We start from the raw sequence: 26,807 nt of genomic DNA on the forward strand, positions 1-26,807 counted from the left end.
AAGGGTCAGACCTGCCGGTATGGCATAAGTCTTGCGCCGCTTTCGATAACGTCCAGGCTCGCAGGAGGCACGCCGTGTCGATTCATGTCGCATTGCATCACGTCACGCATTACCGCTACGACCGCGCCGTCGAGCTCGGTCCGCAGATCGTTCGCCTGCGCCCGGCTGCCCACAGCCGCACGCGGATACTGTCCTATGCGCTGAAAGTCTCGCCCGAGCAGCATTTCATCAACTGGCAGCAGGATCCCCAGGGCAACTACCTGGCGCGGTTGGTGTTCCCGGAGAAAACCGATGAGCTGCGGATCGAGGTCGACTTGCTGGCGGAGATGGCGGTCTTCAATCCGTTCGACTTCTTCCTCGAGCCCTACGCCGAAAAGATCCCATTCGCCTACGCCGCGGATGAGCGCAAAGAGCTGGCGCCGTACCTGGAAACCTTGCCCCTGACGCCGAAATTCAAGGCCTATCTGGATGGCATCGATCGCACGCCGCTACCCAGCGTGGATTTCCTGGTTGCGCTCAACCAGCGCCTCAGCGAAGACATCGGCTACCTGATTCGCATGGAGCCAGGCGTACAGACCCCGGAATACACCATCGAGCATGCCTCCGGTTCCTGTCGCGACTCCGCGTGGTTGCTGGTGCAATTGCTGCGCAACCTCGGCCTGGCGGCGCGTTTCGTGTCCGGTTACCTGATTCAGTTGACCGCCGATGTCAAAAGCCTCGACGGCCCCTCGGGCACCGAAGTGGACTTCACTGACCTGCACGCCTGGTGCGAGGTCTATTTGCCTGGTGCTGGCTGGATCGGCCTGGACGCAACCTCTGGGTTGTTTGCCGGTGAAGGGCACATTCCGTTGGCGTGTAGTCCTGATCCGTCCTCTGCGGCACCGATCAGTGGCTTGGTGGAACCGTGCGAGTGCGAATTTACCCACGAGATGTCCGTGGAACGGATTTGGGAAGCACCGCGGGTAACAAAACCCTACACCGAAGATCAATGGCTGGCGATTCAGGCATTGGGCCGGCAGATCGATGCCGACCTGCTCGAGGGCGATGTGCGCCTGACCATGGGCGGCGAGCCGACGTTCGTTTCCATCGATGATCCGGACGGTGCCGAATGGAATACCGCCGCGCTCGGCCCGAATAAACGTCGCCTGTCCGCCGAACTGTTCCAGCGCATGCGCAAGCATTACGCGCCCAAAGGCCTGGTGCATTTCGGTCAGGGCAAGTGGTACCCGGGCGAGCAACTGCCACGCTGGTCGCTGAACTGCTACTGGCGCCGCGATGGCGTACCGATCTGGCACAACAGCGCGTTGATCGCCGATGAGCAGGAAGACTATGGCGCCGATGGCGAGTTGGCCGGGCGTTTTCTGGCGAGTGTCGCCGAACGCTTGAAAATTCCGACACGCTTTGTGTTCCCAGCCTACGAAGACAATTTCTATTACCTCTGGCGCGAAGGCGCTTTGCCGCAGAACGTCAGCGCCGAAGACTCACGGCTGGAAGAACCTTTGGAGCGGGCGCGCCTGCGCAAAGTCTTCAGTCAGGGCCTGGACAAGGTTATCGGTCAGGTCCTGCCGCTGGCGCGCACCGCCAAGGGCGATCAGTGGCAGAGCGGTCGCTGGTATCTGCGGGAAGAGCATTGCCGATTGGTGCCGGGGGATTCGCCGCTGGGGTATCGCTTGCCACTCGGTTCGCAGCCCTGGGTGAAGGCAGCGGAGTATCCGTTCATTCACCCTGTCGACCCGAATCAGGATTTCCCTGAGCTGCCGGGCACCGACCAGCTACAGAATCACGCTCAACCGCAAACCGCCGACGAGCGTGCGCCAAAGATCGACGAGTCCGCCGACTGGCTGACCCGCACCGCCTTCTGCGCCGAAGCGCGAGAAGGCCGGTTGTACCTGTTCATGCCGCCATTGGAGCGGGTCGAGGACTACCTGGAGCTGGTCGCCGCCATCGAAGCCACCGCCGAGGAACTGCATTGCCCGGTGTTGCTGGAAGGCTATGAACCGCCGAGTGACCCGCGTCTGAGCAACTTTCGCATTACTCCGGATCCGGGCGTGATCGAGGTCAACGTCCAGCCGTCCGCCACCTGGGATGAGCTGGTGGAGCGCACCGAGTTTCTTTACGAAGAGGCGCGCCAGACGCGACTGACCACCGAGAAGTTCATGATCGACGGCCGGCACACTGGCACCGGCGGCGGCAACCATTTCGTCTTGGGTGGCGCGACCCCGGCTGACTCACCGTTTCTGCGCCGTCCGGATCTGCTGCGCAGCCTGATCAGCTACTGGCACAACCATCCGTCCTTGTCCTACCTGTTTTCCGGATTGTTCATCGGCCCGACGTCCCAGGCGCCGCGCGTCGATGAAGCGCGCAACGATTCGCTGTATGAGCTGGAAATCGCCTTCGCACAGATGCCGAAGCCGGGCGAGGAGTGTCCACCATGGCTGGTGGATCGCTTGCTGCGCAATTTGCTGATCGACGTGACTGGTAACACCCACCGCGCCGAGTTTTGCATCGACAAACTCTATTCGCCGGACGGCGCCACCGGGCGCCTCGGGTTACTGGAACTGCGAGCCTTTGAAATGCCGCCCCATGCGCGCATGAGCCTGGCTCAGCAATTGTTGCTGCGGGCGCTGGTGGCACGGTTCTGGCGCGAGCCTTATGCACCGCCGAAACTGGCGCGTTGGGGCACAGAGCTGCACGACCGGTTCCTGTTGCCGCACTTTATCGAGCAGGATTTCGCTGACGTCATCGTCGACCTCAATGCCGCCGGTTACCCCGTGCGGGCCGAGTGGTTCGCGGCGCATCTGGAATTCCGTTTCCCCAAGGTCGGCGACTATGCCGTCAGCGGCATCCAACTGGAATTGCGTCAGGCGCTGGAGCCTTGGCATGTACTGGGCGAGGAAGGCGCTGCAGGTGGCACGGTGCGTTACGTGGATTCGTCGCTGGAGCGTTTGCAGGTCAAGCTCAGCGGTCTGCCGCCCCAGCGTTATCTGCTGACCTGCAACGGCATCCCGGTGCCATTGCAACCCACGGGTCGGGTCGGTGAGTTCGTCGCCGGCGTACGCTTTCGCGCCTGGCAACCGGCCAATTGCCTGCAACCGACCATCCCGGTCCACGCGCCGCTGGTGTTCGACTTGCTCGACACCTGGATGGGGCGTTCGCTGGGCGGTTGTCAGTACCACGTCGCCCACCCGGGCGGGCGCAACTACGACAGCCTGCCGGTGAACGCCAATGAAGCCGAGAGCCGGCGGATGGCGCGTTTCTTCCGTCTCGGACACACGCCAGGGAAACTTCCTATACCGAACCTGGAAATTAACGACGAGCTGCCGATGACTCTCGATTTGCGACGTTTCTAAACCGTACGCGACGCTCGGATTTTTCGTATATCCGGGCGTCATGAGCCTGCGTTAGTCTGACCGTTCTTTGCTGTCTGCCGAGCTTTCCATGCCTGACCTGCTTGACCGCTACCCGCTGACCGCGGGCACTTACCACGAACTGCTCGACGACAGCGGCGCCGTGCGCCCGCACTGGCGGCGGCTGTTCGATCAATTGCAACGCAGCACGCCAGCGCAACTGGTGCAGCGTCAGGCGCTGCTGACCCGACAGATCCAGGAAAACGGCGTGACCTATAACGTCTACGCCGACCCCAAGGGCGCTGACCGACCATGGGAGCTGGACCTGCTGCCTCATGTGATTGACGCCGATGAGTGGGAACAGTTATCGGCCGGGATCGCCCAGCGGGCGCGCTTGCTCAATGCTGTGCTGGCGGATTTGTACGGCCCTCAGCGCTTGATCGCCGAAGGCCTGCTGCCGGCTGAGCTGGTGTTCGGTCACAACAACTTCCTGTGGCCGTGTCAGGGCATTTCGCCGCCCGACGGGGCCTTTTTGCATCTGTACGCCGTGGATCTGGCGCGCACCCCTGACGGTCGCTGGTGGGTGACGGCGGACCGGACTCAAGCGCCATCCGGTGCCGGTTACGCGCTGGAAAACCGCACCATCGTGTCCCGAGCCTTTCCCGAGCTGTACCGCGATTTGAAGGTTCAGCACCTGGCCGGATTCTTTCGCACGCTCCAGGAAACGCTCGCTCGTCAGGCGCCGAGCGATGACGAAGCGCCACTGGTGGTGCTACTGACGCCGGGGCGTTTCAACGAAAGCTATTTCGAACACCTGTACCTGGCTCGCCAGCTCGGATATCCGTTGGTGGAGGGCGGCGACCTGACCGTCCGGGATGCCACGGTCTACCTGAAAACCTTGAGCGGCCTGCGTCGGGTCCACGCGATCATGCGTCGGCTCGACGATGATTTCTGCGACCCGCTGGAGCTGCGCACCGATTCGGCCCTCGGCGTGCCAGGGCTGCTCGAAGCGGTGCGTCAGGGCCGGGTGCTGGTGGCCAACGCCCTCGGCAGCGGCGTGCTGGAGTCACCGGGGTTGCTGGGTTTCCTGCCGAAGATTAATCAGTATCTGTTCGGCGAAGAACTGATTCTGCCGTCCATCGCGACCTGGTGGTGCGGCGAAGCGCCGGTGCTGGCCCAGGCCCTCGAAAAACTGCCGGAGCTGTTGATCAAACCGGCGTTCCCGTCGCAAAGCTTCGCCCCGGTGTTTGGTCGTGACTTGAGTGAAAAACAGCGCCAGGCACTGGCCGAGCGCATGCAGGCACGGCCTTACGCCTATGTTGCGCAAGAATTGGCGCAACTGTCTCAGGCGCCGATCTGGCAGGCCGAAGGTGGTCAGTTGCAACCGCGGGCCATTGGCATGCGCGTGTATGCGGTGGCCAGTCGGGATGGCTATCGGGTACTGCCCGGCGGGCTGACCCGGGTTGCCGCCGAAGCCGACGCCGAAGTGGTGTCGATGCAGCGCGGCGGTGCAAGCAAGGACACTTGGGTGTTGGGCGATCGCCCGCCCAGCGGCGAACAATGGAAAGCCCAGCGCAATATTGGCGTTCACGATCTGGTGCGACGCGATCCGTATCTGCCATCGCGGGTGGTCGAGAACCTGTTCTGGTTCGGCCGTTACTGCGAGCGCTGCGATGACAGTGCACGACTGCTGCGGATCATGCTGGCGCGCTATGTCGATGGCGATGATCCGCAAGCCCTGGAGGCGGCAGTCAATCTCGGTGAACGCTTGAATCTGTTGCCGGAGGACGGCGAGTTGCCGGAGCGGTTGCTGGCGGCGCTGCTCGGCGATGACTGGCCGTTCAGCCTGCGCTCCAACCTGCAACGCTTGCAGTGGGCCGCTTCGCAAGTACGCGGCAAGCTCTCGCGAGAGAACTGGCAAGCGCTGGTGGAATTGCAGCGCGAGGCCATGGAACTGGAAACCGAAGAGCCGGATTTCGGCGAGCTGCTGGATTTCCTCAACCGACTGGTGATGTCGCTGGCGGCGCTGTCCGGTTTTGCCCTTGACGATATGACTCGGGACGAAGGTTGGCGTTTCCTGATGATCGGTCGGCGGATCGAACGGCTGCAGTTTCTCAGCGGCAGTCTGGCGGCGTTTCTGCGGGGCGCCGGGGCTTTCGATCAGGCCGGGCTGGAGTGGCTGCTGGAGTTGGGCAACAGCAGCATCACCTACCGCTCGCGGTATCTGGCGGTGGCGCAATTGATCCCGGTGCTGGACCTGTTGTTGCTCGACGAGCAGAACCCTCACGCGGTGTTGTTCCAGTTGAAACTGGTGACCCGCACGTTGAAACGCTTGAACGACGACTTTGGCGCGCCGCGCGAAACAGGTCTGCCGCAGTTGGTGGAGCGGTTGGCGCGCTTCGATCTGGGTTGCCTGGAAAACCCACTGTTTGGCGAGGCCAGTGTTCGCGCCGCCATAGAGGGGCTAGCCGATCTGTTGCAGGAGATCGCCGATGCCAGCGGACAAGTATCGGATCGCCTGGCCTTGCGCCATTTCGCCCATGTCGATGATGTCAGCCAACGTACGGTGTCCGTCTGATGAATGCCCGTTACCAGATTTTCCACGACACCCACTATCACTATGACAGCCCGGTGTCCCTGGCCCAGCAACTGGCGCACCTGTGGCCGCGGGCTTGCGTTTGGCAGCGCTGCACCGATCAGCAATTGCAGATCAGTCCCGATCCGACCTCGCGCCGGGATGAGCTGGACGTGTTTGGTAATCCGCTGACCCGGTTGGCATTCGAGCGGCCGCACGATGAGTTGCTGGTCAATGCCAGCCTGACGGTCGAAGTGCTGGCCCGGCCATCGTTGGATTTCAATCAATCGCCGGCCTGGGAAGAGACCTGCAACGCACTGACCTACAGCAGTCAGCCGCTCTCTCCTGAACTGCTGGAAGCCTGTCGTTACCGGTTCGAATCACCTTACGTGCACTTGAAGCGCAACTTCGTCGAGTTCTCCGAAAGTTGCTTTCCTCCTGGCCGGCCATTGCTGCTGGGAGTTCAGGCGTTGATGGAGAAGATTTTCAGCGAATTCACCTTCGACGCCGAAGCGACCCAAGTGGCAACGCCGCTGGTGGAAGTGCTGGAGAGGCGGCGCGGGGTTTGTCAGGACTTTGCGCATCTGATGCTCGCTTGTGTGCGCTCCCGGGGATTGGCGGCGCGGTACATCAGCGGTTACCTGCTGACCCAGCCACCACCGGGCCAGCCACGGCTGATCGGCGCCGATGCGTCTCATGCCTGGGTGTCGGTGTTTTGCCCAGTGCTGGGCTGGGTGGATTTCGACCCGACCAACAATGTGCAGCCGGCGCTGGAGCACATCACCCTGGCCTGGGGCCGGGATTTTTCCGATGTGTCGCCGTTGCGTGGGGTGATCCTGGGCGGTGGCAGCCACGATCCGGAGGTTCGTGTGACGGTAATGCCGTTGGAGTAACGAAGATCCAGTGTGGGAGCGGGCTTGCTCGCGAAAGCAGTCAGTCAGCCACTAGATGTTGGATGTGCCGCCGCCTTCGCGAGCAAGCCCGCTCCCACAGGGAATGTGCAATTTTTGGAGAGGGATTTCAGATGGGACTGTGAGGGTCAGCAACATCGTTGCTGACCCTGGACACAGATCCGGTGGGCCTGATCAGATCATCGGGCCCTGAGGGTCTCAGGCGTCGGGCGCCTGATCTTTCGGTGCTTCAGTTTCGTCTGTAGCCACTTCGCCTTCGGTATCCGGGTTCAGTGCTGCTGCTTCTTCTTCAGCTGTAGCTTTCTTGCGCTGAAGCTTTTCCTCTTTCTTCTGCTCCTTGGCCAAGTCTCTCTGACGTTTGGCGAAGGAATAATTAGGTTTAGCCATGGGCGATCCTCTGGGGTCGAAGGTGAGGTTGAGCGGCGCATATTCTGCCCTGTATCGGCACCGAGCCGTTAGCTGGGTTTTTGCTCGGTCCATTTTGGCGGTACCGAGGGTTGCCAGGCGTCCAGTGCATCGAGCAGGGTTTGCGGCGATTCGCTCATTTGCAGCATGTCACGGTGCGCTTCGCGAACGAAGCCTTCGCCGACGATATGATCAAGAAAAGACGTCAACTTGCTGTAGAAACCGTTCACTTCCAGCAAACCCAGCGGTTTGCCGTGATAGCCGAGCTGGCCCCAGGTCCAGACTTCGAACAGCTCTTCCAGCGTGCCCAGGCCGCCGGGCAGAGCGATGAAGGCATCGCTGAGCTCGGCCATTCGCGCCTTGCGCGCATGCATGCCGTCGACCACTTCCAGGCGAGTCAGGCCGCTGTGGCCGATTTCCTTGTCCTTGAGGCTCTGCGGGATGATCCCGATCACTTCACCACCGGCCGCCAGCGCGGCATCGGCAACGATCCCCATCAGCCCGACGGCGCCGCCGCCATAGACCAGAGTCAGCTTGCGCTCGGCCAACGCTCGCCCCAGGGCGACAGCGGCTTCACGATAGGCCGGGTTAGTGCCAGTGCTGGCACCGCAAAATACACAAACGGACGCTAAAGACATGCCTTACTCCATGGTCATCAGGGCCACAGAGTAAAGGCAGGCTTGCCTCGTTCCAAGGGTTAAACCTCGCGTTTTGGTGTTTCACAGGTGCCACTGGCGCCGCAGGCGTAGGCGGCGAGCAAACTGCACAACAAGCTGTTGAAAGACATGACAGACGCTCCAGATGAGAGATGACGGCCCTGATGATAGGGCCGTGCCAGACGTCTGGCTGGTAGATTGTTTCGATGAGTGTCATAGCCCGAAAGTTGTATACAATTTTTGATTCAGGTCATAGGAACTTGCGAAGATTTCAGGCAGTCTTCTGTCCATTAGCACTTTTGTTAACCCTGCCTTGGAGATTCACCATGTTTGCCAAACTTGTTGCGGTATCCCTGCTGACACTGGCCAGCAGCCAATTGATGGCCGCCGAATGCAAGGTCACTGTCGACTCCACTGACCAGATGTCCTTCGATACCAAGGACATCACCATCGACAAGAGCTGCAAGACGTTCACCGTGGAATTGAAACATTCTGGCAGCCTGCCGAAAAACGTCATGGGTCATAACTGGGTGCTGAGCAAAGAAGCCGACATGCAGCCGATCGCCACTGACGGCCTGTCGGCTGGCATCGACAAGAACTACCTGAAAGAAGGTGATGCTCGCGTCATTGCTCACACCAAAGTCATCGGCGCGAAGGAAACCGACTCGGTGACATTCGATGTGTCGAAGCTCAATGCTGCTGAAAAATACGGTTTCTTCTGCTCGTTCCCAGGCCACATCTCGATGATGAAAGGTACGGTTACCCTGAAGTAATCGAATCAAGCGCATAAAAAAAGCGTCCGTTCGGGACGCTTTTTTTATGTCTGACGGTTGACCGCGTCATCGTTCTTCGCGGGCAGCCTCGCTCCCACAGGATTTGCGTCGTGCCCATTACCGGCGTCCGACACAAAATCTGTGGGAGCGTGGCTTGCCCGCGAAGGCATCGGTACAGACGCCGACGTCCTTAAGGCGCGAACGGCATCACGCGCTTGTGATGGGTCTTTTTGTACGTGTCGCAGATGATCTTGAACGCTTCCTCGCGGACCGGCTCGCCGTGCAGGAAGGCGTCGATCTCGGCGTAGGTCACGCCATGGGATGCTTCGTCCGGTTTGCCCGGCGACAGGTCTTCAAGGTCGGCGGTCGGGATTTTTTCCACCAGCGACTCCGGCGCGCCGAAGCTGCGGGCAATCGCCCGGACCTGATTTTTCACCAGGCCGCTCAGCGGTGCGAGGTCGCAGGCGCCGTCACCGAACTTAGTGAAAAACCCCATCACAGCTTCTGCCGCGTGATCGGTGCCGATCACCAGGCCATGAGCCGCGCCAGCGATGGTGTATTGCGCGACCATGCGCATCCGCGCCTTGGTATTGCCCAACACGAAGTCCACCGAGACCGCGTGCTTGCCTTCGAAGGCCGCCACTTCACTGGCCAGGGATTTGACTGCAGGGCCGATGTTCACCGTGTGGCGCTCATCCGGGGCAATGAAGTCCACCGAAGCCTGGGCGTCGTGTTCATCGAACTGCGTTTCGTATGGCAGGCGCACGGCGATGAACTTGTAGTTGCTGTCCCCGGTGCGTTCGCGCAGTTCACGCATGGCACGCTGGGCAAGCAGGCCGGCGGTCAGGGAATCGACGCCACCGCTGATGCCGAGCACCAGGGTCTTGAGCCCGGAATCGACCAGGCAGTCCTGAATGAAGGTAATCCGCCGGGCGACTTCGGCCTCGAGGGCGGCCTGGTCGGCGAACGGCGGTTGGACCTTGAGCTGTTCAGCAATCTCACGCTGTACGGCTTGCATGAATTCACTCCTTGCTAGATGGGCTGGAAATGGCGGCAGGTACTTGGAAAACATGTCGCAAGTAGGCGACGAAATTCGGGTCTTTGCAGTGAGTCTTGCCAGGCTCATCAGAAATCTTGGCCACTGGCTGGCCGTTGCAGGCCGTCATTTTAAGCACGATGCTCATCGGTTCGACACCCGGAATGTCACACGTCAGGTTAGTACCGATACCGAAGCTGACATTGATCCGACCGCGCAATGCCCGAAAAATCTCCAGAGATTTGGGTAGCGTCAGACTGTCGGAAAACACCAGGGTTTTGCTCATCGGGTCGATGCCAAGCTTGTGGTAGTGGGCGATGGCTTTTTCCGCCCACTGCACCGGGTCACCGGAATCGTGGCGCAAGCCGTCGAAGAGCTTGGCAAAGAACAGGTCGAAATCGTTGAGGAAGGCATCGGAGGTGATGCAGTCGGTCAAGGCGATGCCCAGCAAACCCCGGTATTCGCGGACCCAACAGTCTAGGGCGGCAATCTGGCTGTCGATCAGCCGTGGACCGAGTTGCTGGTGGGCCATGATCCATTCGTGAGCCATGGTGCCCAGCGGCTTCATGTCCAGCTCCCGGGACAGGTGCACGTTGCTGGTACCGACGAAGCGACCGGGGAAGTCATGCTTGAGCACGTTCACCACTTCTTCCTGCACACGGTACGAGAAGCGACGGCGAGTGCCGAAATCGGCTACCTGCAATTCGGACAATTCGTCCGCGCTGGCGTTGGCGGTCAGCCAGTCGAACTTGCGATAGAGCTGTTCGCGGGCCTGTTCCAGAATGATTTCCCGGTAGCGATAACGGTTGCGCACTTCGCTGACCATGGCCAGTAGCGGCACTTCGAAAAGAATCACGTGCAGCCACGGCCCGCGCAGACGGATGAACAACTCGCCGTTTTCAATGCCGGTATGGATATAGCGCAGGTTAAAGCGGAACAGCCCGAGAAAGCGCAGGAAATCCGGTTTCAGAAAGCTGATGCGCTCCAGGAAACTCAACTGATCGGCACTCAGGCTCAACTCGGCCAGTCGCTCGATCTGGAAACGGATCTCCGCCAGGTACGGGCGCAGATCCTCACTGTTACGGCAACGAAACTCCCATTCGACTTCCACGTTCGGGTAATTGTGCAGCACCGCCTGCATCATCGTCAGTTTGTAGAAGTCGGTGTCGAGCAGGTTCTGCACGATGCGATCGGCAAACACACTCTCGCTCATAATGGGTTCTCCAGGCTGGCCGCGGCCCGTGGCAGCGACGTTGCAGCTGTTTCAATGAATGGGGCTAGTGGCGCATATCAGTGGTGAGGATTGCCAGCTTTTTTTGTGTTCTGATGGAATAATCACATGTTGCTGGCACCTTCAAATGACAACACCGGTGGTTCCTCAATTATCTGCTGTTGCCTCAAGCGCTGCCTGGATGACGAGCGCCAGGCTTTCCCAACTTTTTAAATAGCCATCAAGGTGTGAGTGACGAGGAACAAGCCCTGTTTCAATTGCCTTGATCATTGCTGCTTTTATCATTTCATGGGTCACTGATTTGGCCATGATTTACAATCCTTTAAATGTTATTTGGTCCAGCGCGTCGACGCCGTCCTGTAGCAATAAATAGGCTGGAAGTATCAGGCGGAAAAAATCAGCATCATTAGTATGCTTGACGGTTACAGAGGTCAGCGCCTCTAAAAGGCTCGTGGCAGCGCGTATTCTGAAGCAGGCATCTTCAAATAACAGATGGGGTGCGACGTGCGAGTCTATATAAAAAGTTGGAATGTTAGATGCGTTGGATTTAAGAGGTTGATAGCGATTCACAGACGAACTCCTTGAGCGCTCTTGGGTTGTGAGGGCGCGAGTGATTGTTTTTTAATGAGTGTTGTTGCCTGGGCATTGCTTATTTGCTGAACCATCGCATAAGTGCAATGGCTCAGCGTTCATTGGGATTTATACGGTCTGAGCTTTAGCTGCGGGCCGATTCGCACAAACAGGGCTCTTCGACGAGAGAGGATTTGTTACCGCCGGCCAAGCTATCAAATCGAGATCCAGATCGCTAAATTTGCTTGAGTCAAAAACCGGGATTTTTGTTCCTGCACGACGTTGTTCATCATAGTCGCCCAGGATTCGCATGCAGACTTTAAATAGCAGTGTCATCGCAATAAGGTTGACCAAGGCCAAAAATGTCATGGTGATGTCGGCAAACGCGAGCACCGTGGAAAGGTCTTCAACCGAGCCCCAAAAGACCAGCAGCAATACGGATATGCGGTACCCAATTAATGATTTATGAGGCGTTGCGAAGATGAATCGTAAACTGTTTTCTCCTAGATAGTAGTTGTAGAGCATTGCCGTGAATACAAACAGGGCAAGTACCACGCTGATAAACATCCGGCCCCAATCGCCGACTACCTCAGCCAGCGAGTTTTGTGCCAACGCAATGCCGTCGCCTTCGAAACCGGGAGCATAAAAACCGGAAAGTAAAATGATCAACGCGGTACACGTGCAAATAACGATGGTATCGATGAAGACACTGAACGCTTGCACCACGCCTTGAGCTATCGGATGGGCGATTTTTGCCGCAGAGGCGACGTTGGGCGCACTGCCCAGTCCTGCTTCATTGGAGAACACTCCGCGCCTCACCCCCATAATGATTGCACTGCCCACCAGCCCGCCAAAAGCCTGATCCAGTCCGAACGCGCTTTTGACAATGCTGAGCAGCACTCCTGGGACCTGGTCGATTTGCAACACGATCACATAGAGCGTTACACCGATATAGGCAACGACTTTAAGGGGAACCAATAAATCGGCGACCGCCGCGATGCGCTTTATACCACCCACGAACACAATGCCCAGCAACAAAGACAGTGTGAGTCCGGACCATGTCGTCGATAAACCAAAGGCATTGTTGAGAGAATGCGATACGGCATGAGACTCAAGGCCATTGATGGCAAACCCGAAGGTCACCAGAAGCAGGAGCGCAGTAATCGTTCCGAGCCAGCGTTTGCCCAGGCCATGCTGGATGTACCAGGACGGGCCCCCACGATATTGACCGTTTGCATCGCAGCGCTTGTAGAGTTGACCCAGTGTGCATTCGAAAAAGCTACTCGACATCCCCAATAGAGCGGTCATCCACATCCAGAACACTGCACCGGGTCCGCCCATGCTCACGGCAATGCCGACGCCAACGATATTGCCGGTTCCGACCCGTCCGGCCAGGCTGAGCGTCAATGCCTGCAATGAGCTCAAATGGTTGTTGCCGGTATGCGAGCTGCCTAGTAATACAGAAAACATGTGTACGAAGTAGCGAAGCTGCACAAATCGCGACCGGATGGTGAAGTAGGTTCCAAGTCCAAGAACTAAAGGTATCAAAACCTTTCCAGAGAGAAAGTCATTGATGACGTCAAGCATTCAAAGCTCCTTGCTGTTTAGAGTGCTGGCGGATTGATGGTGTGGCGAGTCCTGAAAGCTTTCAGGTCCCGTAATATCCAGTCATCTATCGTTCTGCGCAATTTCGCAAGTTGGTTAAAAGTGATGCGAATTGCTGCTATGTTTGAGTCTTCTGGCACTATTGTGAAGGCTTGTATGCGTGATTTTCTTCCGGCTAACTTAAGACTGCTGTGTAGTCACTACCGATCCGTCGCGGAAGTCTGTAGGAAGCTTCGAATTAATCGTGGGCAATTTAATAAATATCTGTGCGGAAATAGCCTTCCCACACCTTTTAACCTTAAACGGATCTGTGATTTTTTCGGAGTAGAAGAATACGAGATAGGTCTGCCGACAGAGCAATTCATCATTCTTATTGGTGTTAAAGCGAGACGAATTAGTCCTTCCAGCGAGGTAACGGCGCCGCAGCGGATGCTTGATCACCTTCGTCAACAGTCTTCGTCACAGCTAAAAGCTCATACGGGTTACTACTACGAGTACTACCACGCAATGACAGAGCCTGGTTCCATTCTGTGTTCCTTGGTGCACATATACGAAGAGGGGCAGCATTTCGTATACGAGCGAAATGAACGCTTACAGATAGCTGGGCCGGATGGGGAGTTTGAGCAATATCGATACGTGGGAGTTGCCTACTACCTACAGGATCGCTTGTTCCTCATTGATTATGAATCGTTGACGTCCAACGAGATTAGCCAAACCATTCTTATCCCGAGCTTCAAAAGCTGTATTACTCGACTCAATGGCTTGAAGATGGGTGTTTCCGCAGCTGACCATCGTGCTCCTGCGTGTTCGAGGGTTGTTTGGGAGTATCTCGGACAGGAGATCAATCGAACAAATGCCTATCGCAGGGTACGGCTGTACAGCATGGATGATCCCGCCATCGATGATGACCTGCGCGGACGTCTCGCTCAAACCAAAGTCGTTGATGGCCTCTTTGTCATTGCGTGATGACATGATGAGTCTGATAACCGTGTTGCCGGTTTTGGGGCCGCTACGCGACCCACCGGGGGCAAGCCCCCTTGCCACAAAAGTTGTGTGATATCTCAATTGTGCGGTGCATCCGGGCTATCGATCTGCTCCAGCATCCACTTCACAAAATCCCGCACCTTGGGTACTTCCGCCGAATGCTCCGGATACGCCAGGTAATAGGCGTCGGTGCTGGGCATCGCATGCTTCCAGGGAATGACCAGTTTGCCGTCAGCCAATTCCTCTTCCACCAGAAACTTCGGCAGCAGTGCCACGCCGCAGCCGACCTGGGCGGCGCGGATGCACATGTAGAAGGTTTCGAAACGCGGGCCGTGGTAACTGTGTTCGGTATGGTAGCCCTGGCTGTCGAACCAGTCGTGCCAGGCTTGAGGCCGGGAAGCGTTTTGCAGCAGGACCAGGTCGGTGAGTTGCGTAGGGTCGGTAAACGGCGTATCCGGCAGACTACCCGGCGCGCAGACCGGCACCAGCTCCTCGCCAAACAGCTTCAGGCATTCGGTGCCGGGCCGTGAGCCCTGGCCAAAGTAGAACGCCAGGTCGCTGCGACCTTGCAGCAGGTCGTCGGCTTCCTGTTCGCTGCACAGGTCCAGATGGATCGATGGATGGCGCAGGCGCCAGCCTTTCAAGCGTGGCACCAGCCAGCGTGCACCGAAGGTCGGAGGTGTCGAGACGCGCAAGACTTCGGTGTCACCGCCGTAGGAGCGCAGGTAATGAGTCGACATTTCGACCTGTGTGAGGATTTTTCTTACCTCCACCAGGTACAAATCACCCGCCGGGGTCATTTGCAGACGTCGGCGCACCCGGCGGAACAGCAGGTGCTGCAACAGTTCTTCGAGTTGCGCGACCTGTTTGCTCACAGCGCTCTGCGTCAGGTTCAGCTCTTCGGCGGCACGGGTGAAGCTCAAATGCCGGGTCACGGCCTCGAAGCACTGCAACGCGGTGATCGACGGCAAGTAGCGTTTATTCAGCATGGGTGGTCCTTTTTCTTGTTTCTCTATGCTCTTTTTTACCGGCAGATTCGCAGCATGAATAAACGGAATGATATCTCTCTTAAAGGTCGTTTGTTGGGTAACCTCCGGGGAGCTAAAACTACAGGCCTGATCAGCCGAGTTAATTCGGTTGAACGTTTTCTGTTTTTTGCTTGAGGAGTGACCCATGGTTGCCGCATTGCTTGATCGTCTTGGTGTGAACCCGGCCCTGTACCAGAACGGCAAAGTGCCGGTGCATTCACCTGTCGATGGCAGCCGTATCGCTGCCGTGAACTGGGAAGGCGCCGCTGAAGTCGAGCAGCACATCAGTCGCGCAGATCATGCGTTCGAACTGTGGCGCAAGGTTCCGGCGCCACGCCGCGGCGAATTGGTGCGCCAATTGGGCGACATCCTGCGCGAGTACAAGGCCGACCTCGGTGAGCTGGTTTCCTGGGAAGCTGGCAAGATCACTCAGGAAGGTTTGGGTGAAGTTCAGGAAATGATCGACATCTGCGACTTCGCGGTCGGTCTGTCCCGTCAGCTGTACGGTTTGACCATCGCCTCCGAGCGTCCTGGCCACCACATGCGCGAAACCTGGCACCCACTGGGCATCGTTGGCGTGATCAGTGCGTTCAACTTCCCGGTCGCCGTTTGGGCCTGGAACGCGACGCTGGCGCTGGTCTGCGGTAACCCGGTGATCTGGAAACCGTCGGAGAAAACCCCACTGACCGCGTTGGCTTGCCAAGCGCTGTTCGACCGCGTCCTGAAGAATTTCAGCGACGCACCACCGCACCTGAGCCAAGTGATTATCGGCGGCCGCGATGCCGGCGAAGCGCTGGTCGATGACCCACGTGTCGCGCTGGTCAGCGCCACAGGCAGCACCCGAATGGGCCGCGAAGTGGCGCCGAAAATCGCGGCACGTTTCGCCCGCAGCATTCTCGAGCTGGGCGGCAACAACGCGATGATCCTCGGCCCAAGCGCCGATCTGGACATGGCCGTACGGGCGATTCTGTTCAGCGCCGTTGGCACCGCCGGTCAGCGTTGCACCACGTTGCGTCGCCTGATCGCCCATGAGTCGGTGAAGGAAGAAATCATCACCCGCCTGAAAGCCGCTTATTCCAAAGTGCGCATCGGCCATCCGCTGGAAGGCAATCTGATTGGTCCGCTGATCGACAAACACAGCTTCGAAAACATGCAGGACGCGCTGGAGCAGGCCCTGAGCGAAGGCGGCCGGGTGTTCGGCGGTGAGCGTCAGCTGGAAGACAAATTCCCTAACGCTTACTACGTTTCGCCAGCGATCGTCGAAATGCCGGAGCAGAGCGATGTGGTGTGCAGCGAAACCTTCGCGCCGATTCTGTACGTGATCGGTTACAACGATTTCGAAGAGGCATTGCGCCTGAACAACGCCGTGCCACAAGGCCTGTCGTCGTGCATCTTCACCACCGACGTGCGTGAAGCCGAGCGGTTCATGTCGGCGGTGGGCAGCGATTGCGGGATTGCCAACGTCAACATCGGCCCAAGCGGCGCGGAAATCGGCGGCGCGTTTGGCGGCGAGAAGGAGACGGGCGGTGGTCGTGAGTCCGGTTCGGATGCATGGCGCGGGTACATGCGTCGTCAGACCAATACCGTGAACTATTCGTTGGAGTTGCCGTTGGCTCAGGGGATTACGTTCGACTGAGGTTGAGCCAAGCAGTGATCCCCTGTGGGAGCGAGCCTGCTCGCGATAGCGGTTTATCAGTCACATAGATACTGGATGTGCCGACGCTATCGCGAGCAGGCTCGCTCCCACATTGAATGGTGTGTTGGTTAGGTTTCTGTTGGAGTCTGGCAATGCCGTTACGCGAAGAGTGTCTGTGGGAAAAACTGACGCCGCAAAGGCCCGACAACGTGGCGCTCAAGGGCGAGGTGACGGTGGATGTCTGCGTCATCGGTGCCGGTTTCACCGGTCTGTCGGCGGCGGTGCATCTGCTGGAACAAGGTAAAAGTGTCTGTGTGCTGGAAGCCCATCGCGCGGGTCATGGTGGTTCGGGGCGTAACGTCGGGCTGGTCAACGCCGGGATGTGGATTCCACCGGATGAAATCGAAGCCGGTTTCGGCGAGGCGGTTGGCAGTCAGCTCAACCGCATGCTCGGTGCAGCGCCGTCGCTGGTGTTCAGCCTGGTCGACAAATACAACATCGATTGCCAGTTACGCCGCGAAGGCACGCTGCACATGGCGCACAACGCGCGTGGCGAAGCGGATCTGCGCAGTCGCGAAGAACAATGGAAACGTCGTGGTGCACCGGTGGAACTGTTAACCGGTCAAGCCTGCGAACAAGCCACCGGCACAAAAAAGATCGCCGCCGCCTTGCTCGATCGGCGCGCCGGCACGATTAACCCGATGGCTTACACCACGGGGCTGGCCAACGCGGCCATCAGCCTCGGCGGTCAGCTGTTCGATCATTCACCGGTGACTCGACTCGAACGTCAGGGCCAGCGCTGGTCGGTGCAGACCGCCCAGGGTTCGGTGCTGGCCGAGCAGGTGGTCATCGCCTCCAACGCCTATACCGAAGGTGACTGGACGGAGCTGCGGCGCAACTTTTTCCCCGGTTATTACTATCAAGTGGCTTCCGTGCCGCTGACCGAAGACGCCGCGCAGCAGATTCTGCCCGGTGGCCAGGGTTCCTGGGATACCCGACAAGTGCTCAGCAGCATCCGTCGCGATGCTGAAGGGCGGTTGTTGCTCGGCAGTCTCGGCAATGGCAACCAGAAACCGACCTGGTTCCTGAAAGCCTGGGCCGACCGGGTTCAGCAGCATTACTTTCCGTACTTGAAGCCGGTGGAGTGGGAGTGCACCTGGACCGGTTGTATCGCCTTCACTCCCGATCATTTGATGCGCCTGTTCGAGCCGGCACCGGGTCTGGTGGCCGTCACCGGCTACAACGGTCGAGGCGTGACCACCGGTACAGTCGTCGGCAAAGCCTTTGCCGATTATTTGTGTAATGGAAATCCTCAGGCCCTGCCGATTCCTTTCGCGCCCATGCAGCCATTAGCGGGTGTGGGGCTGCGAAGCTGCCTGTATGAGGCTGGATTTTCGCTGTATCACGCGGGCCAGTGCCTGCGGATCGTCATCTGATTGTTGAAATATGTTGCTGGAAGCGGCGCTTTTCAGCGAAGCGGCTAGCCTGTAATGGTGCGGGTTGTAGCAGTCCCCGCACCAGCAGTGTGCAGTTCGGTGACGCGGGCTGTTACAGGCTGGTTGCACATTGTTTGGCGCTGCGGTTGCAATGATGGCGCATGCGGGTTGCGCCTTTAAATAGAAAAGGTTTCACCTCCCGCGGTTTAGACGGTTGCACGCCCAATGAAAATGGGCCCGAAACAGTCGAAAAAACAATAAGGCAGCGACTTTTCCCAGAATAAAAAACCGATGGCACGGCCCTTGCTCTGAGCATTCAGTGAAGTCGCAGTGCCAACTAAAAAAAACCTTGGAGCACCACCTCATGTCCCAGACGTTTTACAAGAAAGGCTTTCTGGCCCTCGCAGTGGCAACTGCGTTGGGTGTTTCTGCGTTTGCTCAGGCTGACATCAAGATCGGCGTAGCGGGTCCAATGACGGGCGCCAACGCGGCATTTGGCGAGCAGTACATGAAGGGTGCGCAGGCAGCCGCTGATGCGGTCAACGCCGCTGGCGGTGTAAACGGGGAAAAAATCGTACTGGTCAAAGGCGATGACGCCTGCGAACCGAAACAGGCTGTGACGGTCGCCAAGGACCTGACCAACCAGAAAGTCGCTGGCGTAGTCGGTCACTTCTGCTCCTCGTCGACCATTCCGGCCTCCGAGATCTACGACGAAGCGGGCATCATCGCGATCACCCCGGGTTCCACCAACCCGGCTGTTACCGAGCGCGGCCTGAGTGCCATGTTCCGTATGTGCGGGCGTGACGACCAGCAAGGCATCGTCGCCGGCGACTACATCGTCGACGTGCTCAAGGGCAAGAAAGTGGTGGTCCTGCACGACAAGGACACTTACGGCCAAGGTCTTGCGGATGCTACCAAGGCCCAGCTGGAGAAACGCGGCGTGAAGCCGGTGCTGTATGAAGGCCTGACCCGTGGCGAAAAAGATTTCAGCACCATCGTCACCAAAATCCGCGGCGCTGGCGCCGACGTCGTTTACTTCGGTGGCCTTCACCCGGAAGCCGGTCCTCTGGTGCGTCAACTGCGTGAGCAAGGCCTCAAAGACGTCAAGTTCATGTCCGACGACGGTATCGTAACCGACGAACTGGTGACCACCGCTGGCGGTCCGCAATTCGTTGACGGCGTACTGATGACCTTTGGTGCCGACCCACGCCTGCTGCCAGACAGCAAGACCGTAGTGGACGAGTTCCGCAAGAAGGGCACCGAGCCTGAAGGCTACACCCTGTACGCCTATGCTTCGGTCCAGACCCTGGCCGCAGCCTTCAATGGTTCCAAATCCAACAGTGGCGAGAAAGCCGCCGAGTGGCTGAAGAAAAATCCGGTCAAAACCGTGATGGGCGAGAAGACCTGGGACGCCAAGGGTGACCTGAAAGTCTCCGACTACGTGGTTTACCAGTGGGACAAGGATGGCAAATACCACCAGCTGGAAAAGCAGAAGTAAGGGCTGACACGATCAGTTGAACCCCACAAGTCCCTGTGGGAGCGAGCCTGCTCGCGAAGACGGACTGACAGACAGCAGCTTTGTTGAATGTTCAACCGCTTTCGCGAGCAGGCTCGCTCCCACACGGAATCAGTGGGGCCAGGCTGATCGTGGCTGACATTGCTCCGACGTAAATCTGTATTTTTCCTAGAAGAACCGCACATCACTGGTGTGCAGGTTCTCACTGCGTGAGATTGCGTTATGGATGGTATTTTCCTGCAGCAACTGGTCAACGGCCTGACCCTCGGGTCGGTCTATGGCCTGATCGCCATCGGCTACACAATGGTCTATGGCATCATCGGCATGATCAACTTCGCCCACGGCGAGGTTTACATGATTTCCGCTTACCTCGCGGCAATCAGTCTGGCTCTGCTGGCATACTTCGGTATTGAATCCTTCCCCCTGCTGATGCTTGGCACACTGGTCTTCACCATCATCGTCACGGCGGTGTATGGCTGGGTCATCGAGCGCGTCGCCTACAAACCGCTGCGCAACTCCACCCGACTGGCACCGCTGATCAGCGCCATCGGTATTTCGCTGATCCTGCAAAACTATGCACAGATTGCCCAAGGCGCCCGTCAACAAGGCGTACCGACACTGCTGACCGGTGCATGGCGAGTTGAAGTCGGGACCGGCTTCGTCCAGCTTACCTACACCAAGATCTTCATTCTGGTCGCAGCGTTTGTCGGCATGGCCCTGCTGACCTACGTCATCAAGTACACCAAGCTCGGCCGTATGTGCCGCGCCACCCAGCAAGACCGCAAGATGGCCTCGATCCTGGGGATCAACACCGATCGCGTCATTTCCTACGTGTTCATCATCGGTGCGGCGATGGCGGCCCTGGCCGGCGTGCTGATCACCATGAACTACGGCACGTTCGACTTCTACGCGGGCTTCATCATTGGCATCAAGGCGTTCACCGCCGCGGTACTCGGCGGGATCGGCTCTCTGCCAGGGGCAATGCTTGGCGGGATCATTCTCGGGATCTCCGAGTCGCTGTTCTCTGGCTTGGTCAACTCGGACTACAAAGACGTTTTCAGCTTCTCGCTGCTCGTTCTCGTTCTGGTCTTTCGGCCCCAAGGCCTGCTCGGCCGTCCTCTTGTGTCGAAGGTGTAAGCGATGTCTTCAACCACTAAAAAAACCATTGATCTCAAAAGAAGCCTGGTTGACGCGATTCTTGCCGGCCTGGTGGCCCTGATTGTGTTCGGCCCGATTGTTGGCGTGGTCCTCGACGGCTACGGCTTCAACCTGGAAGCGACCCGGGTGGCATGGATTGTCGCCATCGTCATGGCTGGCCGCTTTGCCTTGAGCCTGTTCCTGCAAACCCCCAAGGGCCTGAGAATTCTCGAAGGCTTTGAAAGCACTGGCTCCGGGGTTCATGTACTGCCGCCTGATTACAAATCCCGCTTGCGCTGGATCATCCCGGTGATGATCGTCATCGCCGTGGTGTTCCCGTTTTTCTCCAACTCCTACCTGCTGGGCGTGGTCATTCTCGGGCTGATCTACGTTCTATTGGGGCTGGGGCTGAACATCGTGGTCGGCCTGGCCGGCCTGCTCGACCTGGGTTATGTGGCGTTCTACGCCATCGGTGCCTACGGCCTGGCGCTCGGTTATCAATACCTGGGGCTGGGTTTCTGGACGGTGCTGCCGCTGGCGGCAATCACTGCCGGGTTGGCCGGTTGCATCCTCGGTTTTCCAGTACTGCGCCTGCACGGTGACTATCTGGCGATCGTGACGCTGGGGTTCGGTGAAATCATCCGGTTGATCCTCAATAACTGGCTGTCCCTGACCGGCGGCCCGAACGGTATGGCGGCTCCGTTGCCAACGTTCTTTGGCCTTGAGTTCGGCAAAAGGGCGAAAGAGGGTGGGGTGCCGTTCCATGAGTTTTTCGGCATAGCCTATAACCCGGACGTGAAGTATTACTTCATCTACGCGGTGTTGTTCCTGGTGGTACTGGCCGTGCTGCATATCAAGCACCGCTTGACCCGGATGCCGGTCGGCCGGGCGTGGGAAGCGTTGCGTGAAGACGAAATCGCCTGCCGTTCCATGGGCCTGAACCACGTACTGGTCAAGCTGTCGGCGTTCACCATCGGTGCATCGACGGCCGGCCTGGCGGGTGTGTTCTTCGCTACTTATCAGGGGTTCGTCAACCCGACCTCGTTCACCTTCTTCGAATCGGCATTGATCCTCGCCATTGTGGTGCTCGGCGGCATGGGCTCGACCATCGGCGTGGTAATTGCGGCGTTCGTGCTGACTGTAGCCCCGGAACTGCTGCGCGGCTTCGCTGAGTATCGCGTGCTGCTGTTCGGCATCCTGATGGTATTGATGATGATCTGGCGACCGCGCGGCCTGATTCGGATCAGCCGTACCGGTGTGACCCCGCGTAAAGGAGTAGCGCCATGAGCGAAGTCGTACTCTCGGTAGACAAACTGATGATGCACTTTGGCGGCATCAAGGCTCTGAGCGATGTCAGCCTGAAGGTCAAGCGCAACTCGATCTTCGCCCTGATCGGCCCCAACGGCGCCGGCAAGACCACCGTGTTCAACTGCTTGACCGGATTCTACAAAGCGTCCGGCGGGCATATTGAACTCAACACCCGCGGTGTGAAAACCGACGTCATCAAAATGCTCGGGGAACCGTTCAAGGCCGTCGATTTCGTTTCACCCAAAAGCTTTATCAACCGACTCCGCTACAAGATGTTCGGTGGCACGCACCTGATCAACCGTGCCGGTCTGGCGCGGACTTTCCAGAACATTCGCCTGTTCAGGGAAATGTCGGTGCTGGAAAACCTGCTGGTGGCCCAGCATATGTGGGTCAACCGCGGCATGCTGGCCGGCATCCTCAACACCAAGGGTTACCGCAAGGCCGAAAGCGATGCGCTGGACCATGCGTTCTACTGGCTGGAAGTGGTGGATCTGGTGGACTGCGCCAACCGCCTGGCCGGTGAGCTGTCCTACGGTCAGCAGCGCCGTCTGGAGATCGCCCGGGCCATGTGTACCCGGCCGCAGATCATCTGCCTCGACGAACCGGCCGCCGGCCTCAACCCTCAGGAAACCGAAGCGCTGAGCGCGATGATCCGGCTGCTGCGCGACGAGCACGATCTGACCGTGGTGCTGATCGAACACGACATGGGCATGGTAATGAGCATTTCCGACCACATCGTTGTACTGGACCACGGCGTTGTCATTGCCGAGGGCGGGCCTGAAGCGATTCGACACGATCCGAAAGTGATTGCCGCCTACCTGGGCGCCGAAGAAGAGGAAGTGGTATGAGTAAACCCATCCTCGAACTCAAGGATCTGGACGTGTTCTACGGGCCGATCCAGGCCCTGAAGAAAGTCTCGTTGCACATCAATGAAGGTGAAACCGTCAGCCTGATCGGCTCCAACGGCGCCGGCAAATCGACCCTGCTGATGTCGATCTTCGGCCAGCCACGGGCGGCTGACGGGCAAATCGTCTATCAGGGTGTGGATATCACCCATAAGTCGTCCCACTACATCGCGTCCAACGGTATCGCTCAATCGCCGGAAGGTCGGCGGGTGTTCCCTGACATGACCGTCGAGGAAAACCTGTTGATGGGTACGATTCCAATCGGTGACAAGTACGCCAAGGAAGACATGCAGCGCATGTTCGAGTTGTTTCCACGGCTCGAAGAGCGGCGTACCCAACGCGCCATGACCATGTCCGGCGGCGAGCAACAAATGCTTGCCATCGCCCGGGCGCTCATGAGTCGGCCAAAGCTGTTGCTGCTCGATGAGCCGAGCCTGGGGCTGGCGCCGATTGTGGTGAAACAGATCTTCGCGACCCTGCGGGAACTGGCCAGCACCGGTATGACCATCTTCCTGGTGGAGCAGAACGCCAACCACGCCCTCAAGTTGTCGGACCGGGCCTACGTGATGGTCAACGGCGAGATCCGCCTCAGCGGCACCGGCAAGGAGCTGCTGGTGAACGATGAGGTGCGTAACGCCTACCTCGGCGGCCACTAGGCCGAAGAGCCCAAAAAACGCCCTGACGCACTCAACGTCAGAGCGTTTTTTTATGCCCGCAGAATCCCCCGTAGGAGCTACCGAAGGCTGCGATCTTTTCATCTTGCTTTGAGGTGTTTGAGGAAAAGATCGCAGCCTTCGGCAGCTCCTACACAGGATGGTGCTTTGAGGTAAAGGGAAATTGTGGAAAACAATATTCACGACCTCTCAAAGCGCGACATAAAGCCGCTGCAAATTGCTGTTTTATCACGGTTTTGACTTGTCCCCGTTTGCTGTGGAGCTGGCTGTGAATAACGTGGGAGTAGCTGGCTGCAAGCCTTTGAATCCGTGGCTTGCAGCGATGTGATTGTTTTTTGATCAGGTGTTTTTGCTGGACCTCGAGCCGGCTTTGTCAACCTTTTTGTTAGGCACAAACCTGGCATGAATCGAGGTGGAAAAGCCTGTGGATAAGTCTGTGGTTAAACTCTGGAAAGAGTCGGCTGAGGGCCGTAATTACTGGCTTGGAGCCATCGTCAATTTGACCGCCCGGTCGTGCAAATTGCCCGGGGTTACACAGCAAGCACCCGAGGGTCAAGCAAAAAACTTTCTAATCTGCCCGCAAAGCCTTATAGGCAGCGGCTTGCAGCTTTTGCACTTGCCCCCGGAAACTGTGGACCGGCCTGTGGATAAGGTGCGCGTACATGGCTGCAAGCCACAGCCCATATGGCGTTGCCGGTGTTGATTGTTTTTTGTACGGTTTTTGCGATGGTTGCCGCTGTGGACAAGGCCGGGCATGCTGGCAACTGATTTTCTATTCCAAGGGCTGTCGATCAGCCGAAGCAAGGAGAACACGATGTCCAACACCCTGTTTATTACCGGCGCGACTTCCGGTTTTGGTGAAGCCTGCGCCCGTCGTTTTGCCGAAGCCGGCTGGAAACTGGTGCTGACAGGTCGTCGTGAAGAGCGCCTCAATGCCCTGTGCGCCGAGTTGTCGAAGCAGACCGAGGTTCATGGCCTGGTGCTTGACGTACGGGATCGCAAGGCCATGGAGGAGGCGATTGCCAACCTGCCGCCGTCCTTCGCCAAGCTGCGCGGGCTGATCAACAACGCCGGCCTGGCCTTGGGCGTGGACCCGGCTCCCAAGTGCGATCTTGATGATTGGGACACCATGGTCGACACCAACATCAAAGGCCTGATGTACAGCACTCGCCTGTTGTTGCCGCGATTGATCGCTCACGGTCGTGGCGCCAGCATCGTCAACCTCGGTTCCATCGCCGGCAACTACCCGTACCCGGGCAGTCACGTGTATGGCGCGAGCAAGGCGTTCGTCAAACAGTTCTCCCTGAACCTGCGTTGCGACCTGCAAGGGACTGGCGTGCGGGTCAGCAATATCGAACCGGGCCTGTGCGAGAGCGAGTTCTCGCTGGTGCGTTTCGCCGGTGACCAAGAGCGTTACAACGCCACTTACGCCGGCGCCGAGCCGATCCAGCCGCAAGACATCGCCGAGACCATTTTCTGGGTGCTCAACGCACCGGCCCACATCAACATCAACAGCCTTGAGCTGATGCCGGTGAGCCAGACCTGGAGCGGGTTTGCGATTGAGCGTAAGGCGTAAGGCCGAGTAACGGCCAATCGCGAGCAGGCTCGCTCCCACAGTAGATCTCCTTTGACCGCACTACTTGTGAACAACAGAGATCAAATGTGGGAGCGAGCCTGCTCGCGATAGCTATCTCTCAGTCAGCGCAAATACTCGGCCAGCCCGCGATAGCAGGTCGCCAAGTGATAAGGCGTAGTCGAAGGCATGTCCTTGCGGCTCACTTCGCCCTGCTCATCGCGACACTCATACCAGCCGCCCGCATGCAAAAAGCGCTGTTGCAGCGCCTGCAATTGGCGCTGCACAGAGGCTTCGCTGCCCGGGCGCAAGGTCAGGGCGCGCAGGTATTCGGCCTGGGCCCAGATGCGTTGGGTCGCATCACGAGGATGGTCGTCCAGTTCCAGCATCGCGCGCACAGCACCTGTGTGCTGATCCACACCCAGTTGCTCGGTCAGCGTAAAGGCGTGGTCCAGCGAGGCATGCAGTCTGGAGCCGCGCAGCAAGGGTGAGGACTCCAGCAGGAAATACCATTCGAACTGATGGCCCGGCTCGAACCAGTTATCCACAGCCCCAAGCGGCTTTTCCATCAACACCGCGTGTTGCGGGTCGATGAAACGCTGTTGCATGGCTGTGCATAACTCGACAAGCGCGCCCTGCACGGCAACGTCCTCACGCACCGAAAGGATGGCGAGGAAGGCTTCGGCCAAATGCATCAATGGATTCTGCAGCGGCCCGGAGTTGAGCGAGGACCAATCACGGTCCAGGCTCGCTTCGTACAGGCCGTCGCCTGTGGCGAAGCGCTGCGCCAACACTTCCAGCGTGGCGTTGAGTACCGACTCCACCAGCGGTTCGCGAACCTTGTCCCAATAATGGGCGCAGGCGAACAGGATGAAGGCGTGGGTGTAGAGGTCTTTGCGCTGATCCAGCGGCTCACCTTGCGGGTCGATGCTGTAGAACCAGCCGCCATGCTCGGCATCGTGGAAATGCTGTTGCAAGGAGCGGAACAGCGCCGCCGCCCGTTCTTCGGCCTGAGGCACTTGGCCAATCAGGCTGGAAAACAGGTACAGCTGCCGCGCGCAAGCCATGGCCCGATAGCGCTGCGGTGGCAGCGGCTGATGCTCGGCGTCCAGCGCTTCATAAGGTAATGCCATCTCGGCGTTCCAGCCGGGGCCTTGCCAGAGCGGCACGATCACGTCCTGGAAGTGCTGTTGCACCGAGGCGAACAGGGCGGTCAATTCAGGCTGGGAAGCGGAGCGGGAAACATGCGGCATTGGCTGGCGTCGTCACGGCAGGGGCGATTGCGCGACATGGTAGCAGAGAGGCAGGCTTGAGAGAGGCGGTGTCTGATCGGACGCTATCGCGGGCAAGCCCGCTCCCACAGGGATCATCGGTATTCACACGATCTGTGCTGGCGGCGAATATCCTGTGGGAGATTCTATGGTTGAGGGGAAGCCCTCAACCCGTTTTCGCTTGGTATTCACTCTGCCCTTTCAGCAGTGCAAATACGACCCGTGCAAGC

General features: G+C 58.5%; 22 protein-coding genes. 13 read left to right on the forward strand and 9 right to left on the reverse strand.

Annotated elements, in window-relative coordinates; translation table 11 throughout:
- Positions 1-74 precede the first annotated feature (74 nt).
- From ACZ9IM_RS02045 to ACZ9IM_RS02055, 3 genes are all read left to right on the forward strand, one after another.
- The gene (locus ACZ9IM_RS02045; protein ID WP_476223261.1) at positions 75-3,350 is read left to right on the forward strand and encodes a transglutaminase family protein; all 3,276 of its coding nucleotides are present in this window, start codon (positions 75-77) and stop codon (positions 3,348-3,350) included.
- 88 nt (positions 3,351-3,438) lie between these two features.
- Positions 3,439-5,925: a circularly permuted type 2 ATP-grasp protein gene (locus ACZ9IM_RS02050; protein ID WP_476223262.1), complete on the forward strand. Its 2,487-nt coding sequence runs from the start codon at positions 3,439-3,441 to the stop codon at positions 5,923-5,925.
- On the forward strand, positions 5,925-6,815 hold the full coding sequence (locus tag ACZ9IM_RS02055) for a transglutaminase family protein (protein WP_427625136.1): 891 nt from the start codon (positions 5,925-5,927) through the stop codon (positions 6,813-6,815). The genes ACZ9IM_RS02050 and ACZ9IM_RS02055 overlap by 1 nt, the downstream gene beginning before the upstream one ends.
- Before the next feature lie 216 nt (positions 6,816-7,031).
- On the opposite strand, the gene ACZ9IM_RS02060 is transcribed toward ACZ9IM_RS02055, so the two are convergent.
- Complete coding sequence (locus ACZ9IM_RS02060) at positions 7,032-7,220, reverse strand: hypothetical protein (RefSeq protein ID WP_007902706.1); 189 nt, start codon at positions 7,218-7,220, stop codon at positions 7,032-7,034.
- A gap of 68 nt (positions 7,221-7,288) precedes the next feature.
- On the reverse strand, positions 7,289-7,876 hold the full coding sequence (locus ACZ9IM_RS02065; RefSeq protein WP_007902708.1) for an LOG family protein: 588 nt from the start codon (positions 7,874-7,876) through the stop codon (positions 7,289-7,291).
- A 344-nt stretch (positions 7,877-8,220) separates the two neighbouring features.
- Here ACZ9IM_RS02065 and azu point away from each other — a divergent pair, with 344 nt between their 5' ends.
- Positions 8,221-8,667 carry an azurin gene (gene azu, locus ACZ9IM_RS02070; RefSeq protein ID WP_052965931.1) on the forward strand — a complete coding sequence of 149 codons (447 nt, stop codon included), beginning with the start codon at positions 8,221-8,223 and terminating at the stop codon, positions 8,665-8,667.
- Positions 8,668-8,857: 190 nt separating this feature from the next.
- Here azu and nadE read toward each other — a convergent pair whose 3' ends face one another.
- The 5 genes from nadE to ACZ9IM_RS02095 form a co-directional block, all read right to left on the reverse strand.
- Positions 8,858-9,685 carry an ammonia-dependent NAD(+) synthetase gene (gene nadE, locus ACZ9IM_RS02075; protein ID WP_476223263.1) on the reverse strand — a complete coding sequence of 276 codons (828 nt, stop codon included), beginning with the start codon at positions 9,683-9,685 and terminating at the stop codon, positions 8,858-8,860.
- A 4-nt stretch (positions 9,686-9,689) separates the two neighbouring features.
- Entirely contained in the window at positions 9,690-10,916 is a 1,227-nt protein-coding gene (pncB, locus tag ACZ9IM_RS02080; protein ID WP_123499820.1) for a nicotinate phosphoribosyltransferase, read from the reverse strand.
- A gap of 165 nt (positions 10,917-11,081) precedes the next feature.
- Positions 11,082-11,243: a hypothetical protein gene (locus ACZ9IM_RS02085; protein WP_476223264.1), complete on the reverse strand. Its 162-nt coding sequence runs from the start codon at positions 11,241-11,243 to the stop codon at positions 11,082-11,084.
- A gap of 3 nt (positions 11,244-11,246) precedes the next feature.
- A complete protein-coding gene (locus ACZ9IM_RS02090) occupies positions 11,247-11,504 on the reverse strand; it encodes a hypothetical protein (protein WP_401173944.1) in 258 nt (85 codons plus the stop codon).
- A gap of 129 nt (positions 11,505-11,633) precedes the next feature.
- Positions 11,634-13,091: an alanine/glycine:cation symporter family protein gene (locus ACZ9IM_RS02095; protein ID WP_476223265.1), complete on the reverse strand. Its 1,458-nt coding sequence runs from the start codon at positions 13,089-13,091 to the stop codon at positions 11,634-11,636.
- A gap of 174 nt (positions 13,092-13,265) precedes the next feature.
- On the opposite strand from ACZ9IM_RS02095, the gene ACZ9IM_RS02100 reads away from it, so the two are divergent.
- On the forward strand, positions 13,266-14,075 hold the full coding sequence (locus ACZ9IM_RS02100) for a helix-turn-helix domain-containing protein (protein WP_401173938.1): 810 nt from the start codon (positions 13,266-13,268) through the stop codon (positions 14,073-14,075).
- A 95-nt stretch (positions 14,076-14,170) separates the two neighbouring features.
- Here ACZ9IM_RS02100 and ACZ9IM_RS02105 read toward each other — a convergent pair whose 3' ends face one another.
- Positions 14,171-15,082: a LysR family transcriptional regulator gene (locus tag ACZ9IM_RS02105; RefSeq protein WP_305423873.1), complete on the reverse strand. Its 912-nt coding sequence runs from the start codon at positions 15,080-15,082 to the stop codon at positions 14,171-14,173.
- 184 nt (positions 15,083-15,266) lie between these two features.
- Here ACZ9IM_RS02105 and amaB point away from each other — a divergent pair, with 184 nt between their 5' ends.
- The 8 genes from amaB to ACZ9IM_RS02145 all read left to right on the forward strand — a co-directional run bounded on the left by amaB (position 15,267) and on the right by ACZ9IM_RS02145 (position 25,309).
- Complete coding sequence (gene amaB, locus ACZ9IM_RS02110) at positions 15,267-16,757, forward strand: L-piperidine-6-carboxylate dehydrogenase (protein ID WP_476223266.1); 1,491 nt, start codon at positions 15,267-15,269, stop codon at positions 16,755-16,757.
- Positions 16,758-16,909: 152 nt separating this feature from the next.
- Entirely contained in the window at positions 16,910-18,193 is a 1,284-nt protein-coding gene (amaA, locus tag ACZ9IM_RS02115; RefSeq protein WP_401173933.1) for an L-pipecolate oxidase, read from the forward strand.
- A gap of 364 nt (positions 18,194-18,557) precedes the next feature.
- Entirely contained in the window at positions 18,558-19,691 is a 1,134-nt protein-coding gene (locus ACZ9IM_RS02120; protein WP_427625141.1) for an ABC transporter substrate-binding protein, read from the forward strand.
- A gap of 240 nt (positions 19,692-19,931) precedes the next feature.
- Positions 19,932-20,846 (forward strand): ABC transporter permease subunit, encoded by a 915-nt coding sequence (locus tag ACZ9IM_RS02125; protein WP_192345939.1) that lies wholly within the window; start codon positions 19,932-19,934, stop codon positions 20,844-20,846.
- Positions 20,847-20,849: 3 nt separating this feature from the next.
- Positions 20,850-22,133 carry a high-affinity branched-chain amino acid ABC transporter permease LivM gene (gene livM, locus ACZ9IM_RS02130; RefSeq protein ID WP_008009773.1) on the forward strand — a complete coding sequence of 428 codons (1,284 nt, stop codon included), beginning with the start codon at positions 20,850-20,852 and terminating at the stop codon, positions 22,131-22,133.
- Positions 22,130-23,002, forward strand: a complete 873-nt coding sequence (locus ACZ9IM_RS02135) for an ABC transporter ATP-binding protein (RefSeq protein ID WP_008009771.1) — start codon at positions 22,130-22,132, stop codon at positions 23,000-23,002. The genes livM and ACZ9IM_RS02135 overlap by 4 nt, the downstream gene beginning before the upstream one ends.
- On the forward strand, positions 22,999-23,715 hold the full coding sequence (locus ACZ9IM_RS02140) for an ABC transporter ATP-binding protein (RefSeq protein ID WP_007902726.1): 717 nt from the start codon (positions 22,999-23,001) through the stop codon (positions 23,713-23,715). Before ACZ9IM_RS02135 ends, ACZ9IM_RS02140 begins: the two co-directional genes overlap by 4 nt.
- Before the next feature lie 832 nt (positions 23,716-24,547).
- Positions 24,548-25,309, forward strand: coding sequence for an SDR family oxidoreductase (locus ACZ9IM_RS02145; RefSeq protein ID WP_095634036.1), 762 nt, complete (start codon positions 24,548-24,550; stop codon positions 25,307-25,309).
- Between the two features lie 122 nt (positions 25,310-25,431).
- Here ACZ9IM_RS02145 and ACZ9IM_RS02150 read toward each other — a convergent pair whose 3' ends face one another.
- Positions 25,432-26,559 carry an AGE family epimerase/isomerase gene (locus ACZ9IM_RS02150; protein ID WP_476223267.1) on the reverse strand — a complete coding sequence of 376 codons (1,128 nt, stop codon included), beginning with the start codon at positions 26,557-26,559 and terminating at the stop codon, positions 25,432-25,434.
- Positions 26,560-26,807 lie beyond the last annotated feature (248 nt).

The sequence above is a fragment of the Pseudomonas sp. TE12508 genome (genome assembly GCF_056279485.1).